Annotated in this window: 11 protein-coding genes; 7 read left to right on the forward strand and 4 right to left on the reverse strand. The window is 68.2% G+C overall.

Annotated features, from left to right (window positions below; translation table 11 throughout):
• Positions 1-15 precede the first annotated feature (15 nt).
• Both VF329_11910 and VF329_11915 read right to left on the reverse strand, forming a co-directional pair.
• On the reverse strand, positions 16-1,533 hold the full coding sequence (locus VF329_11910) for a cytochrome c peroxidase (GenBank protein HEX7081711.1): 1,518 nt from the start codon (positions 1,531-1,533) through the stop codon (positions 16-18).
• A gap of 161 nt (positions 1,534-1,694) precedes the next feature.
• Positions 1,695-2,270 (reverse strand): outer membrane beta-barrel protein, encoded by a 576-nt coding sequence (locus tag VF329_11915; protein ID HEX7081712.1) that lies wholly within the window; start codon positions 2,268-2,270, stop codon positions 1,695-1,697.
• Between the two features lie 418 nt (positions 2,271-2,688).
• Here VF329_11915 and glyA point away from each other — a divergent pair, with 418 nt between their 5' ends.
• From glyA to lepB, 3 genes are all read left to right on the forward strand, one after another.
• Positions 2,689-3,942, forward strand: coding sequence for a serine hydroxymethyltransferase (gene glyA / locus VF329_11920; protein ID HEX7081713.1), 1,254 nt, complete (start codon positions 2,689-2,691; stop codon positions 3,940-3,942).
• A 19-nt stretch (positions 3,943-3,961) separates the two neighbouring features.
• The gene (locus VF329_11925; protein HEX7081714.1) at positions 3,962-6,100 is read left to right on the forward strand and encodes a prolyl oligopeptidase family serine peptidase; all 2,139 of its coding nucleotides are present in this window, start codon (positions 3,962-3,964) and stop codon (positions 6,098-6,100) included.
• A 145-nt stretch (positions 6,101-6,245) separates the two neighbouring features.
• Positions 6,246-7,022: a signal peptidase I gene (gene lepB / locus VF329_11930; GenBank protein ID HEX7081715.1), complete on the forward strand. Its 777-nt coding sequence runs from the start codon at positions 6,246-6,248 to the stop codon at positions 7,020-7,022.
• A gap of 40 nt (positions 7,023-7,062) precedes the next feature.
• Here the strand turns inward: lepB and VF329_11935 are convergent, their stop codons facing one another.
• A complete protein-coding gene (locus VF329_11935; protein ID HEX7081716.1) occupies positions 7,063-7,611 on the reverse strand; it encodes a YceI family protein in 549 nt (182 codons plus the stop codon).
• A gap of 633 nt (positions 7,612-8,244) precedes the next feature.
• Between VF329_11935 and VF329_11940 the strand changes: the two genes are divergently transcribed.
• A complete protein-coding gene (locus VF329_11940) occupies positions 8,245-9,279 on the forward strand; it encodes a class I SAM-dependent methyltransferase (GenBank protein ID HEX7081717.1) in 1,035 nt (344 codons plus the stop codon).
• A gap of 66 nt (positions 9,280-9,345) precedes the next feature.
• On the opposite strand, the gene VF329_11945 is transcribed toward VF329_11940, so the two are convergent.
• Complete coding sequence (locus tag VF329_11945) at positions 9,346-10,350, reverse strand: glutathione S-transferase family protein (GenBank protein ID HEX7081718.1); 1,005 nt, start codon at positions 10,348-10,350, stop codon at positions 9,346-9,348.
• Positions 10,351-10,445: 95 nt separating this feature from the next.
• Here VF329_11945 and pobA point away from each other — a divergent pair, with 95 nt between their 5' ends.
• The 3 genes from pobA to VF329_11960 form a co-directional block, all read left to right on the forward strand.
• The gene (gene pobA / locus VF329_11950; GenBank protein HEX7081719.1) at positions 10,446-11,630 is read left to right on the forward strand and encodes a 4-hydroxybenzoate 3-monooxygenase; all 1,185 of its coding nucleotides are present in this window, start codon (positions 10,446-10,448) and stop codon (positions 11,628-11,630) included.
• Positions 11,631-11,777: 147 nt separating this feature from the next.
• The gene (locus tag VF329_11955; GenBank protein ID HEX7081720.1) at positions 11,778-12,689 is read left to right on the forward strand and encodes a methylenetetrahydrofolate reductase; all 912 of its coding nucleotides are present in this window, start codon (positions 11,778-11,780) and stop codon (positions 12,687-12,689) included.
• 58 nt (positions 12,690-12,747) lie between these two features.
• On the forward strand, positions 12,748-14,091 hold a 1,344-nt coding region (locus VF329_11960), incomplete at its 3' end, for a 4-hydroxyphenylacetate 3-hydroxylase N-terminal domain-containing protein (GenBank protein ID HEX7081721.1).

The following is a 14,091-nucleotide window of genomic DNA, read 5'->3' on the forward strand; positions in this document are numbered from 1 at the left end:
GCGTGCCCGGCACCTCTAATGCACCTCTGCGACGGCGGGCGGCGAGCGGTTCGCGGCGGCGTCGCGGGCGGTCAGGCGATAGCGTGCGCCGGGCGCGCCTTCGGGATCGATGTAGGAGGAGCGCGTCGGCAGCGCGATCACGCGGCCGTCGCGCTCGAGCACGTAGTCGACCACGCCGGTGTCGTCGGCCGGCTCCCGCCAGCGAAGCCGCACGCCGCCCGCGGTGATCGCGGCGGTGAGCTCGGAAGGCCGTTCCGGCGGCGCCGTGTCGTCCGGATGCCGTTCGCTGCGCAGGCGCGGACGGTCGAACGGAAAGCGCTCGTCGCGCACGCGCGGGTCGGTCAGCGCGTTCTCGAGGAATGCGAGAATGTCCCGCTCCGTGATCGAGCTCATGTTGAACGTGTACGTGCCCGCGCCCGGGATGTCGTCGCGCTCGGGGAACGGCGTTCCCGCGACGTAGAAGCCTATCGCCGCGCCGAGATGCGCGAATTGCCCGGTGTGCATGAAGCGCTTGCGCAGTCCCACGTTGCGCAGGCTCGGCACCTTCATGTCGCCCGCATCTTCCGGGTCGCCGGTGACCGCCCCGCGGCCGAGGTCGTACTCCGCGGGGCGCACGCCGATGTTGAAGAAATCGTTGTTCGTGAAGAGCGGCGGGGTGTGGCAATTCGCGCAGCGCAGCGACTGAAACGCTTCCCAGCCGTAGATCTCGCTTTCGCTCATCGCGTCGGCATCGCCCGCGCGATAGCGATCCCAGGGCGTGCGGTCGGCGACGAGAGTGCGCTCGTAGGTCGCGATCGCGAACGCGATGCGCGCGGGCGTGATCGCCGGATCGCCGAACGCGTGCGCGAAGAGAGAGGGGTACCCGTCGTGCGAGCGCAGAGCGGCCGCGACGTCAGCGGGCAAATCCGTGGCGAGCGCGAGCGGCTCGACGCGACCGAGCTTCGTCGTGAGCTCTTTCCACGTGCGCCCGGCTTTGGCCATCTCCGCGTCGTTCATCAGCGTGGCGACGACCTGGCCCTCGAGCGCGCCGTGCCGGTCGATCAGCACGGCGCCGGTGCTCGGATCCATGAAGCGGCCGCCGACGCGGCCGTCCCAGAAGAGCTCTTCCGCCCACAGCGCGCCGAAATTCGACGGGCTCGTGCGGCCGGTCACTCGAGGTGCGCGCCCGAAGAGCGGGTCGTCGAGCGGCTGCCCGAGCGCATCGAGACTCGCGATCCCGGGCGAGCCGAGCACGTCGTCGACGGTTCCCGGGTCCCGCCCGGGATGTCGTCCGGCGCGAGGGTCCGCGCCGCCGCTCGCCGGACGGTGGCAGGTTCCGCACGCGACCGTGTTGTCGCTCGAGAGCTGCTCGTCCCAGAACAGGATCTTGCCGAGCACCCGCTTCGGCTCGGTGATCGGGTTCGCTGCGGGCACGGGCACCGGAGGCAACGCCGCGGCCGTCACGACGGGAAGGATCGCGGCGAGCACGACGAACGGCGCCGGACACGAGCTTCCCAGCTTTTTCCAGGACGACGCGAAAGGCGGCGCGATCATCGTGCCGCATTGTATGGGCGCCGCGCGTTCAAGCCGAACCGAATCGACGCGGATTTCCGAGCCGGCAGAAAAAAGAACGCCGCGAGGGCCGAGGAGGCCGCTCGCGGCGAGATCCGGCGCCGGCGCGCGCGACGGCGCGGCCGGCCGGGAGGGTCAGTGACTCAGTTACCGAACTCGGCGCGGATGCCGAGGTTCCAGCCGGTCCAGTCGTCGTTGAAGTCGAGCCCGAAGCCGGCCGCGACGCTGTCGGTGAAGTAATAACGGCCGCCGAACGACAGGAACGTATCCGAGTCGTCGAAATCGACGTAGCGGAGGCCGCCCTGAAGCTCGATGTCGTCGTGCACGCGGCTGCGCAGGCCGACGCCGAGCCCGAGGCCGTCGTCATCGGCGCTGATCGCGCCGGCGTCCGCCTCGGCGTGCATCCAGGCCAGCTCGCCGACGAGATCGAGCCGGGGGTTCAGCCCCCAACGCATGCCGGCGCCGAGGTCGTACTTGGTGCCGTCGACGTCGACATCATCGTAGTCTTCGGTCGCGTAGCCAGCGAACAGGAAAACGCTGTCCGACACCGCCAACGAGCCCTTGACGCCGAAGCCGTTGCCGTCGATGTCCACCAGACCGAAGTCCTCCTCGACGCTCGTGTACGTCGCCTCGACGTACGTGTAGTCCAGGCTCTGCTCCTGCGCGACGGCGGCGAGCGGCAGCATCGCGCCGGCAAACAACAACTTCCGAATTCCCATTTCCTTCTCCCTTGGCCGCATCCTGATTGGGCGGGCGCGGAATCCTAGCCGCGCCGCATGGGCCGTCGATGTGACCGCCGTCGCAATGCCTTCGCCGCGGTTGCCTTTCCGCACCGATCGGCCGAAAGCCCGCGCCGGCACTCGCCCTCGGGCGCATCGCACCGGGACTCGGCGGGTGAAAAAAACGTGAATTCGTACGCATTTCCGGCGACCGGCCGATGCGCAGCCGGCGTTATGTCACCGGCGACCGCGGCGCCCGTCCATGTTGTACGATTGCGACAACGCGCTTCCGCGGCGCACGCGGAGAGAGCCCCCGGGGCGCCTTTTTCCGCACCGGTGCCGTTTCGTTAGAATGGCGCTCCCCGCCGGCGGGCCCGCCGCCGCCATTTGCCAAGGACTCGTCAAGCAGAGGAGCCATATGTCCGAGATGCCCGCCCTTGCCGCCACGGACCCGGAAATCCACGCGCTGATCCTCGAGGAGACTCGCAGACAAGCCGAATACATCCGGCTGATCCCGTCCGAGAATTACGCCTCGCAGGCGGTGATGGAGGCGACCGGCTCGATCCTGAACAACAAGTACTCGGAGGGATATCCGGGCCGGCGCTACTACGAGGGCCAGGACTACATCGACCAGGTGGAGAGGCTCGCGATCGAGCGCGCGAAGGCGCTTTTCGGCGCGGAGCACGCGAACGTCCAGCCGTACTCCGGCTCGCCGGCGAACCAGGCCGTCTACCTCGCTCTCGTGAAGCCCGGCGAGACCGTGATGGGGCTCGGCCTGCCTTTCGGCGGCCACCTGACGCACGGCTGGGGCGTGAATTTCTCCGGCATTCACTACCGGTCCGTCCAATACGAGGTCGACCGCGAGACGCATCGCGTCGATCTCGACCACGTCGAAGCCCTCGCGCGCAAGGCGCGGCCGAAGATGATCATGTGCGGCGGGACGGCGTATCCGCGCTTGTGGGATTTCGAGGGCTTCGCGCGGGTCGCGGATGCCGTGGGCGCGATCCTCGTCGCCGACATCGCGCACATCGCCGGTCTCGTCGCCGCGGGCGCCCACCCGAGCCCCTTTCCGCACGCGAAGATCGTGACGACGACGACGCACAAGACGCTGCGCGGGCCTCGCGGCGGCATGATCCTTTGCGATGCCGAGTACGCGAAGGAGATCGACCGCGCGGTCTTCCCGGGACTTCAGGGCGGTCCGCACAATCACACGACGGCCGCGATCGCCGTCGCGTTGAAGGAAGCGGCTGGCGACGACTTCAAGCGCTACGCGCACCAGGTCGTTGCGAACGCGAAGGCCCTCGCCGAGGCGCTGAAGGAGCGCGGATTCGACTTGATCTCGGGCGGGACGGACAATCACCTCATCCTGATCGACGTGACGCCTCGCGGCATCAACGGCAAGCCGGCCGCGAAGGCGCTCCACCGCGCGGGCATCGAGTGCAACTACAACACGATTCCGTTCGATCGCCGCAAGCCGTTCGACCCGAGCGGGCTGCGCATCGGCACGCCGTCGATCACCTCGCGCGGGATGAAGGAGCGCGAGATGCCGCTGATCGCCGATTGGATCGATCGCGCGATCTCGGCCGCGAGCGACGAGGCTGCGCTCGAGACGATCCGTGCGGAGATCAGAGAGTTCTGTGCCGGCTTCCCGGCGCCCGGCATTCGAGTTTGACGATGCTGACGGAGCGAACATGACGACACCGCCGATCGAAAAGGGCACGCGAGCGCGAATGGCCCGGCCCGCCGCGGCGCTGCTTGCCGGCGGGCTGCTCGCGGGGCTCGCCGCGCACGCCCAGGACGACCCGTACTTGTGGCTCGAGGAGATCGACGGCCCCGAAGCGCTCGAATGGGTGCAGGCCGAGAACGAGCGCTCGCTCGCCGTGCTCGAGGCCGATCCGCGGTTCGAGCCGATGCGCCGCGAGGCGTTGTCGATCCTGACCTCCGACGCCCGCATTCCGCTCGGCGCGATTCACGCCGGATACGTCTACAACTTTTGGCAGGACGCGACGCGAGTGCGCGGCGTGTGGCGGCGGGCGAGCATCGAGAGCTATACATCGGGCTCGCCCCGGTGGGAAACGCTGATCGATTACGACCGGCTCGCGCGGGAGGAGGGCGAGAACTGGGTCGCGGGCTCCCGCGTTTGCCTGGAGCCCGAGTACCGCCGCTGCATGATCGCGGTCTCGCGCGGCGGCAAGGACGCCGCGGTCTTCAGGGAATTCGACACGTCCTCGAAGACGTTCGTCGACGGCGGCTTCATGCTGCCCGAGGCGAAGTCGGACGTGGCCTGGGTCGACGAGGACACGCTGCTCGTCGGCACCGATCTCGGCCCCGGGTCGCTCACGGATTCCGGCTACGCCCGCACGATCGTGCGCGTACGCCGCGGGCAGCCGCTGGACGAGGCCCCGCTCGAGTTCGAGGGCGAGACGCACGACGTCGGCGTCTTTCCGCTCGTGGAGCACGACGGCGACCGCGCCTATGTCTTCATCGCGCGGGCGGTCTCGTTCTTCGAGACCGAGTATTGGTACGCCGACGACGGCGAGCGAGTGAAGCTTCCGCTGCCGCCGAACGCCGACCTCGAAGGCGTGCTCGACGGCCGCGCGCTCTTCTTTCTCCGCGAGCCCTGGCCTTATCGCGGGACCACGTATCCGGAGGGCAGCGTCGTGGCGTACGATCTCGCGTCCGGCGCCGCGGAGCGCGTGTTCTCACCGACGCAAGCTCAGGCCGTGCAGGACGTGGCAGTCGGCGAATCCGACGTCCTGATCCAGTACCTCGAGGACGTGTCCGGAAAGGCGGCGCGCGTCGAGCGCGACGAGGGCGGGTGGACGGCCGAACGGATCGGTCTGCCCGAGAACGGCGTAGTCAAGATCGTGTCGGCCGGCGGCGGCACGGACGACGCGCTGCTCACTTTCGAGAGCCTGACCGTGCCGACGTCGCTGTACCTCGTCGGCCCGGAGAACGACGTCGAGCGAATCGCGCAGGCACCGGCGTTCTACGACGCGTCGGACGTCGTCGTCGAGCAGCGGTTCGCGACGTCGAAGGACGGCACGAGAGTGCCGTACTTCGTCGCCGGCAAGAGAGAGGTGCTCGCCCGAGGGAACGCGCCGACCGTGCAATACGGCTACGGCGGCTTTCTGACCTCCATCCTGCCCGTCTACTACGAGGACCCCGGCCGCCCGCAGCACGGTGCCCTCGCGGGCAAGATGTGGATCTCCCGGGGCGGCGTCCTCGTGCTCTCGAACATTCGCGGCGGCGGCGAATACGGGCCTGCCTGGCACCAAGGCGCGATGAAGGCGCGGCATCAGAACGCGATCGACGACTTCATCGCCGTATCGGAGGATTTGATCGAATCGGGCGTCACGAGCCCGGAGAAGCTAGGCGCGCTGGGCCGCTCGAACGGCGGTCTGCTGATGGGCGCGATTTTGACGCAGCGCCCGGAGCTTTACGCCGCGATCGATTGCGGCGTGCCGCTCTTCGACATGAAGCGCTACACGAAGCTCGGGGCCGGCGCCTCGTGGATCGGCGAGTACGGCGACCCGGAGAATCCCGACGAGTGGGCCTACATCTCGGAATACTCGCCGTACCAGAATCTCGAGGCGGGTAAGCCGTATCCGAAAGTCTTCCTCTACACGTCGACCCAGGACGACCGCGTGCACCCCGGGCATGCGCGCAAGGCGGCGGCGCGCATGAAGGAGCTCGGCTACGACTATTTCTACTACGAGAACACCGAGGGCGGTCACGGCGGCACGACGAACCAGGAGCAGCTCGCGTACCGCACCGCGCTCGAGTACACCTATTTCGCTCGGATGCTGATGGGGGCGCCTTCGGAATAGCCGGCGGCGCGCACCGGCTCGAAGTTGCGGCCGCCGCGTCGATCGGGAAGAATCCCGGGCGACCGCGGAGCGGACCGCCGCTCGTTCTTTGCAACAGGCTCGTGCGGCGCCGTCGTCGCCGGACACGGCCGTCGGGAGCGTATGCATGGGAATCGACTACGGCGCGATGTTGTTGGTGCTGACGCTGGTGCTGGGCAGCATCTGGGCCATCGATCGCTTCTTCTTCGAAGCGCGCCGGCGTCGCGACGGAGGCGAAGGCAGCGCGCCGCCCGATCCATGGCTCGTCGACTGGTCGAAGTCGCTGTTTCCGGTGCTGCTGCTGGTGCTGACGGTGCGCACCGCGGTCGCGGAGCCTTACCACATTCCGTCCGGCTCGATGATCCCCACGCTCGAGATCGGCGATTTCATCTTCGTCGATAAATTCGCCTACGGCGTGCGGCTCCCGCTTTTCGATGTCGAGGTCCTGGATGGGGGAGAGCCTGCGCGCGGCGACGTCGTCGTGTTTCGCCCCCCGTGGGCGCCGGAGGAGAGGTGGATCAAGCGCGTCGTGGGGCTGCCGGGCGACCGGATCGTGATTCGGGGCGACCGGATCTGGATCAACGGGCGGCCCGTCGCCACTCGGCCAGCCGGTCCGTATTCGGGGGATCGGGGCGACGGCGCGAAGGTGCTGATCGAGCACCTCGGGAACGTCGACCACGCGATCCTCGATTTGGGAATCGATTCCGGCGCGCCCGACGTCCCGAACGCGTACAACCCGCCCGTCGTGCCGGACGGGTGCTACTTCATGATGGGCGACAGCCGCGACAACAGCGAGGACAGCCGGTACCACGGATGCGTGCCGGAGTCGGCCCTCGTCGGCAAGGCGCTCTTCGTCTGGATGAGCTGGCCTTCCTTGGGACGGATCGGCACGGTCGTTCGCTGAGGAGCCCGGCGGCCGCGGGCCCGGCTCGTCGCCGGCCCCGCTACTTCATAAGGCTCAGGTCGACCTCGACGTCGACGTCCTGGCCGACGAAGCTCGTGTCGTTCCAGCCCTCGCCGACGTTGTAATCGAAGCGGTCGATCTTCATCGTGCCGAGAAAATGCGCGGCCGAAGGGTCGCTCGTGTCGAACGTGAAACGGAGCTCCGCCGGGTTCGTTTTGCCCTTGATCGTGAGCTCGCCGGCGGCGACGAACGCGCCGTCGTCGGTCTTCTCGATGCTTTGAGACTCGAAGCGCGCCTCCGGATATTCGCTCGTATTGAACCATTCCGGGTCGCCGAGCGTGGCGTCACGGTCGTGGTCGCGCGTGTTCACCGAGGCCATCTGCACGACGCCGACGATCGAGCCCGCTTCGGGGTGGCTCGGGTCGAAGTCGATCGTCGCTTCGAACTCCTCGAACTCGCCGTTGAATCGCGACCCCTGCTGGACCGCGCTGAACTTGACGGCGCTCGAATCGTCGACGACGGTCCACTCGGCCGCAGCCGCCGTTCCGATCCATGCGATGCCCGCGCAGGTGCCGGCGAGCGCTGCCATATAACCCTTTCTGTTCATCCAATCACCTGTGTCCAGCCAAAGGCCTCTGCCGTCATTGTATCGGTCGATGAGGCCCGCGCAAACGCGCGCGGGCCTCGCCGACGGCCGGAGCGCCGCGGCCGATGAGTCGGCGACGGGCGCGAAACGCCGGCTGCCGCGCGGTCCCGGGCGCCTGCTGCGCGCGGGCGAGAGCGCGGCCGGAGCGTCCGCCCGTTTCATGCGCGAGATCGAGCGTCTCGTTCGGGCGCCTTCGTTGCCGCGGTGCTCGACGCTTGCGGGTCCGTATGCCGGGCTCGCTGTCCGCGATAAGCGCCGTCGCCATTTCGCGACGCAGGATTTTCCTGAGAAGGAAAATTGCGACGGTTTTTCGGCAAGGAAAGCCGGGAGTAGAGTCGGGGCAGCGATCGGAGCGCCGGCTGCGCAAAAGCTCGCAGTGATGGGGCCCCGCGCTCGAAAACGAAGAACCGAGGAGTGACCTCGAGCGCCCGCGACGCCCGATCGCGTCATACCCGGGTCCGAGCACGAGGGCGAGCGCCGGCGTGCTGCAACGCTCGAGTCAATACCGCAAACGGGAGCGGCAGGATGCGTGAAAATGTGCGAAGGAGGCCCCAGGCGGCTGCGACGCTGAATGGCGTGCACTCAGTCGACGTCGATGTCCGAGAGCTCAAGCCGGTCGAGCTGTCGGCACCGGGCGCGAAAGTCATCGTCACGCCGCTGCCGTCCGGGCGCAATAGGATCGACGTGCACAAGCTCGACGAGTCTCTCGTCGTCAAGTTCGCCGGGTGGGAGACGGCCTACGACCTCGAGCTCATCCGCCTCATCCTGAAGGTGAAGGGGCCGTCCTATCTGTGCGACGAGATCGCCAGGGACGAATCGGCGGCGTACACGGGTGCGGCGCTGCGGTGGGCGCTGCTCGGCTACGTCGGCGAAGAAACCTTCGCGCACAAGCGGATTCTCGATTTCGGCTGCGGCTCCGGCGCGTCGACCGCCAGGCTGTGCCGGATGTTCCCCAGCGCTTCCGTCATCGGTGTCGACATCCACGAGGATTCGCTCGAGATCGCGCGGGCGCGGGCGCGCTTCTACGGACTGCGTAACGCGAAGTTCGTGTTGTCGGCGGCCGGAGACGAGGTTCCGTCGGGGCTCGGCCGGTTCGACCACGTCGTGCTGTGCGCCGTCTACGAGCATCTGCTTCCGGAGGAGCGCGAGAGCCTGCTGCCGAAGCTGTGGGCCGCGCTCGAGCCCGGCGGCGTGCTGTTTCTCCGCGAGACGCCGCACCGGTTCTTTCCGATCGAGACGCACACCACGGGCCTGCCGCTGATCAACTATTTGCCGCCGCGCGCGGCATTGTGGCTCACGCGCAAGTGCTCGAGGTACTGGAGCGGCGACGTCACGTGGCCCGAGCTGCTGCGCGGCGGAGTCCGGGGCGCGACGATCGGCGAGATCGAGCGCATCTTGAAGCGCTGCCCTGGCCGCGCCCGATTGCTGAAGCCGCGTCGCCTCGGCGTCGAGGACCGCATCGATCTGTGGTACCTCACGGCGGAGAAGTCGCGTCACAGCGCCAGCAAGCACCGGATCTACCGCATCCTGAAAGGCATGAAGCGCTTTACCGGCGTGGAGTTTCCGCCTTATCTCGAGCTCGCGTTGCAGAAGCAGCCCGCGTCCGCTTAGGCGCCGCGCAGCGCGCGGCGGGCCCGTCCTCGCGTCACGGCGGCCGCTGTTGCCGGCCGGCGCCCGTCAGCCGGCCTGTGAGGCGCTGGCGAGCCGCGCACGGTCGTGCGGGCGGTCGAAGTCGATCAACGGGCCCTTGGGAACGATCCCGAGCGGGTTCCTGAGCTCGCTCAGCGAAAAGTAGCCCTGCTTGTAGAGGTCGAAGAACACGGTCTCGCGGATGCCGTCGGTTTGGTACAGGTCGCGCGCGTACGGCCACAGGTGCTCGTAGTCGATCAGCCGCCGGAGGTTGCATTTGAAGGCGTAGTGGTAAGCGACGTCGAAGCGGGCGAGGGTCGGGAACAGGCGCCAATCGGCTTCCGTCTGCGCGTCCCCGCACAGATATCGCCGATCGGCGAGGCGGCGGTCGAGCCAGTCCATCGTCTCGAAGACCTGGTCGAAGGCCTCCTCGTAGGCCTCTTGCGTCTGCGCGAAGCCCGCCCGGTAGACGCCGTTGTTGAAGTTCTCGTAGATGCGCTCGTTGAGCGCGTCGATCTCGGGTCGAAGCGGCTCGGGGTAGTAGTCGACCGGCCGCGCGCCGACGGCGTCGAACGCAGAGTTCAGCATTCGGATGATGTCGGCCGATTCGTTGGAGACGATTCGCCCGCTGCGCTTGTCGAAGAGCACCGGGACCGTTACCCGGCCGGTGTAGCCGGGATGGCCGCGGGCGTAGACCTGCCAGAGCGCGTCGGTGCCGAGAGCCGTGTCGGCGCACCGCGATGAGCCGCGCTCGAACACCCAACCTTGCTCCGTGCGCCGCGGCATGGCGAACGAGACCGAAATGTGCCTCTCGAGACCTTTGAGCTTGCGGAAGATCAGGGTGCGGTGCGCCCACGGGCAGCCGAACGCGACGTAAAGGTGGTAGCGGCCCGGCTCCGCCTGGAAGCCGCCTTCCCCGGTGGGGCCCGCCGAGCCGTCCTCGGTGACCCAATTCCGGATCACGGACGGGTTGCGCTCGAAGCGCCCGTCACGGAAGCGAAGCGACGCGACCTTCTCGTCCGTGACCCAACGGCCGTCGATCATGATCCCCATCTCGCGTCCTCCGTCTTCCTCCCGGCATTCTAGCGCGAGGTCGGCCGGCGCGCGGCGCGGCTCGGGCCGCGTCGGCTAGAATGGCCGCGACTGAGATGAGCACGCACCGCATCCGCACGCACGTAGGCATCATCGGCGCAGGCCCCTCGGGGCTGCTGCTGTCGCAATTGCTGCACCTGCAGGGCATCGACTCCGTCGTGCTCGAGCGGCGCAGCCGCGAGCACGTGCTCGGCCGCATTCGCGCCGGCGTGCTCGAGCAGGGCAGCGTCGAGATCCTGAGGCGCGCGGGAGTCGGCGAGCGCATGGATCGAGAGGGCCTCCCGCATCGCGGGGTGGAGATCAGCTTCGGCGACGAGCGTATACGCATCGACCTCGCGATGCACACCGGGCGGTGCGTCACGATTTACGGCCAGACGGAGCTCACGAAGGATCTGATGGATGCGCGGGAAGCGCTCGGCGGCCGGCTCGTCTTCGAGGCCGAGGATGTCGGCGTCGAAGGCGTCGAGTCGGACGCGCCGCGGCTCCGCTACCGACGCGGCGACGCGGAGCATCTCGTCGATTGCGACTTCATCGCCGGCTGCGACGGCTTTCACGGCGTGAGCCGCAAGTCGATTCCCGAGGGGACGCTCCGCGTGTTCGAGAAGACGCATCCGTTCGGATGGCTGGGTCTGCTGTCCGATACGCATCCGGTTTCCGACGAGCTGATCTACGTGAGCGGCGAGCGCGGCTTCGCGCTTTGCAGCATGCGCTCGAGGACGCGCAGTCGTTACTACGTGCAGTGCGATCTGACGGAGCGGGCGGACGCGTGGAGCGACGAGCGCTTCTGGGACGAGCTTCGAAGGCGGCTGCCGCGCGACGCGGCCGAGCGCCTCGAGACGGGGCCGTCGCTCGAGAAGAGCATCGCGCCGCTGCGCAGCTTCGTCGCCGAGCCGATGCAGCACGGCCGCCTCTTCCTCGCCGGCGATGCCGGCCACATCGTTCCGCCGACCGGCGCAAAGGGCCTCAACCTCGCGGTGAGCGACGTGCACTACCTCGCCGATGCGCTCGGCGCGTTCTACCGGAACGGGGACGAGGCCGCGCTCGCCGGCTATTCCCGGCGCTGTCTCGCCCGAGTCTGGAAGGCGGTCCGCTTCTCCTGGTGGATGACGTCGCTGCTGCACAAGCTTCCCGGGCACGGCGCATTCGAGCGTCGCATCCAGCTCACCGAGCTCGAGTATCTGGCAGGGTCGGCTCGGGCCCAGGCCGCGTTCGCGGAAAACTACGTAGGTCTGCCGATCTGACCGTGACGCCCGACCGGAGCGGGCCGAGGCGCTCGCCGGATCTCGCCCGTCGCGGTCTGCCACTAGCCCGCCCGCGGGCCCGTGCGCTGTTATGATGGCGCTGCGGGCCCCGGGCGCGGGCGCCCGGCGAGGAGACAAATCGGACCGATGACGAGCGGATTGAAGAAGCGCATCGATGCGCGGGAATTCGTGCTGACCGCGGAGATCGTGCCCGCATTGTCGGCAAGCGGCGAGCACCTGCTCGGCGAAGCCGCGCTGCTGGGAAGCCGCGTGGATGCGATCAACGTGACCGACGCAGCCTCGGGGCGCACGTCGATGAGCAGCTTCGCCGCAGCCGCCATTCTCGCCGCGAACGGCTACGAGCCGATCCTGCAGGTCACGTGCCGCGACCGGAACCGAATCGCGCTCGCCGGCGACCTGCTCGGCGCGGCCGCGCACGGCGTTCGCAATCTCCTGATCCTTCGCGGGGACGATCCGCGCGGAGGCGACCAGCCCGACGCGAAGCCCGTTTACGACCTCGATTCCCGCGAGCTGATGGCGCTTGCGCGCGACATGCGCGACAAGGGCGTCCTGCCGTCGGGCCGGAAGATCGATCCGCCGCCGGATTTTTTCATCGGCGGTGCCGACGTTCCGCGCGACCCGGGGCCGGACTGGAACCCGGCGGGGCTCCTCGGCAAGGCCGATGCCGGCGCGGGATTCGTGCAGACGCAGTTCTGCTTCGATCTCGGCGTCGCGCGGCGCTACATCGGGCGCCTGCACGAGGAGGGGATCACGGAAAGGGTCGGAATCATCGTCGGCGTCGGACCGATCCGCTCGGCGAAGTCGGCCCGCTGGATGAACGAGAATCTGTTCGGCGTGCACGTGCCGGAGTCCGTCATCGAGCGCCTCGAGCGCGCGGCGGACGCCGCGGAGGAAGGCCGCGCGATCTGCGCGGAGCTGATCGAGGGGTTGCGCGAGATTCCGGGCGTCGCCGGTGCGCACGTGATGGCGCCGGGTGGAGGAACGAGCGCGATCGCGGCCGTGCTGGATCAGGTGTCGGAGCGCACGAGGCGCGCCTGACGACCGCGCGCCGGGCGGGCTTACGGCGTCTTCGGAAACGTTCTGAGGGGAGGTGACCATGGCAGCTCGGCGCAGCAGCACGATAACGCCGGAGGCGATCGGCGCCGTCCGTTGCGACCGCCCGCAGACCGGAGCGGAGTATCTCGAGTCGCTGCGGGACGGACGCGAGGTCTACATCTACGGCGAGCGGGTCGACGACGTGACGACGCACCCCGCGTTCCGGAACACGGCCCGGATGACCGCGCGCCTCTTCGACGCGCTGCACGACCCGGAGCGCAATGGGAAGATCCTGCTCCCCACCGACACGGCTGACGGCAACGGCAAGACGCACGCGTTCTTCAGAGCGCCGAAAACGGTCGAGGAGTCGATCGCCGGGCGCGACGCGATCGCGGAGTGGCAGCGGATCACCTACGGCTGGATGGGGCGGTCGCCCGACTACAAGGCGGCGTTTCTCGGCACGCTCGGCGGCAACGCGGAGTTCTACGCGCCGTTCGAGGAGAACGCGAAGCGCTGGTACACGTTCTGCCAGGAGCGCGTGCCGTTCGTGAACCACGCGATCATCCATCCGCCCGTCGACCGCGACAAGCCGCCCGATCAGGTCGCGGACATCTGCGTCCACGTCGAGCGCGAAACGGACGCCGGGATCTACGTGTCGGGCGCGAAGGTCGTGGCCACCGGCTCGGTCTTGACGAACTACACGTTCATCGCGCATCACGGCCTGATCCCCGTCCAGGACAAGAAGTTCGCGCTCGTGCTGATGGTGCCGACGAACGCGCCGGGCGTGAAGTTCATCTGCCGGAAGTCCTACGAGATGACCGCCGCGGCGGTCGCGAGCCCGTTCGATCAGCCGTTGTCGTCGCGCCTCGACGAGAACGACGCCGTGTTCATCATGGACAACGTGTTCGTGCCGTGGGAGAACCTGTTCGTCTTCGGCGACGTCGAGAAGGCCAACAACTTCTTTCCTCAGACCGGCTTCCTGCCGCGCTTCGTCGTGCACGGCTGCACGCGCCTCGCCGTGAAGCTCGACTTCATCGCGGGCCTGCTGCTGAAGGCCGTCGAGGCGGCCGGAACGAAGGACTATCGCGGCGTGCAGGCGAACGTCGGCGAGGTGCTCGCGTGGCGCAACATGTTCTGGGCACTGACCGAGGCGATGGTTCGCGACCCGCGGCCGTGGAAGGGCGACTATCTGCTGCCGAACATGGACCCGGGGAACGCGTACCAGATTCTCGCCACGATCGCCTACACGAAGATCAAGTACATCATCGAGCAGACGGTGGCCTCGGGGCTCATCTATCTGAATTCGCACGCGCGCGACTTCGCGAATCCGGAGATCCGGCCGTACATCGACCGGTACATGCGCGGGTCGAACGGCTACACGGCCGAGCAGCGGGCGAAGCTGATG

Source organism: Gammaproteobacteria bacterium (assembly GCA_036381015.1).
Taxonomy (GTDB): Bacteria; Pseudomonadota; Gammaproteobacteria; order Steroidobacterales; family Rariloculaceae; genus ZC4RG20.

What these genes read in the sequence shown, in the direction of transcription:
- VF329_11915 (HEX7081712.1), bottom strand. Translation starts at nt 2,270, where the DNA reads ATGGGAATTCGGAAGTTGTTGTTTGCCGGCGCGATGCTGCCGCTCGCC.
- VF329_11910 (HEX7081711.1), bottom strand. Translation starts at nt 1,533, where the DNA reads ATGATCGCGCCGCCTTTCGCGTCGTCCTGGAAAAAGCTGGGAAGCTCG.
- VF329_11945 (HEX7081718.1), bottom strand. Translation starts at nt 10,350, where the DNA reads ATGGGGATCATGATCGACGGCCGTTGGGTCACGGACGAGAAGGTCGCG.
- pobA (HEX7081719.1), top strand. Translation starts at nt 10,446, where the DNA reads ATGAGCACGCACCGCATCCGCACGCACGTAGGCATCATCGGCGCAGGC.
- VF329_11955 (HEX7081720.1), top strand. Translation starts at nt 11,778, where the DNA reads ATGACGAGCGGATTGAAGAAGCGCATCGATGCGCGGGAATTCGTGCTG.
- VF329_11935 (HEX7081716.1), bottom strand. Translation starts at nt 7,611, where the DNA reads ATGGCAGCGCTCGCCGGCACCTGCGCGGGCATCGCATGGATCGGAACG.
- glyA (HEX7081713.1), top strand. Translation starts at nt 2,689, where the DNA reads ATGTCCGAGATGCCCGCCCTTGCCGCCACGGACCCGGAAATCCACGCG.
- lepB (HEX7081715.1), top strand. Translation starts at nt 6,246, where the DNA reads ATGGGAATCGACTACGGCGCGATGTTGTTGGTGCTGACGCTGGTGCTG.
- VF329_11925 (HEX7081714.1), top strand. Translation starts at nt 3,962, where the DNA reads ATGACGACACCGCCGATCGAAAAGGGCACGCGAGCGCGAATGGCCCGG.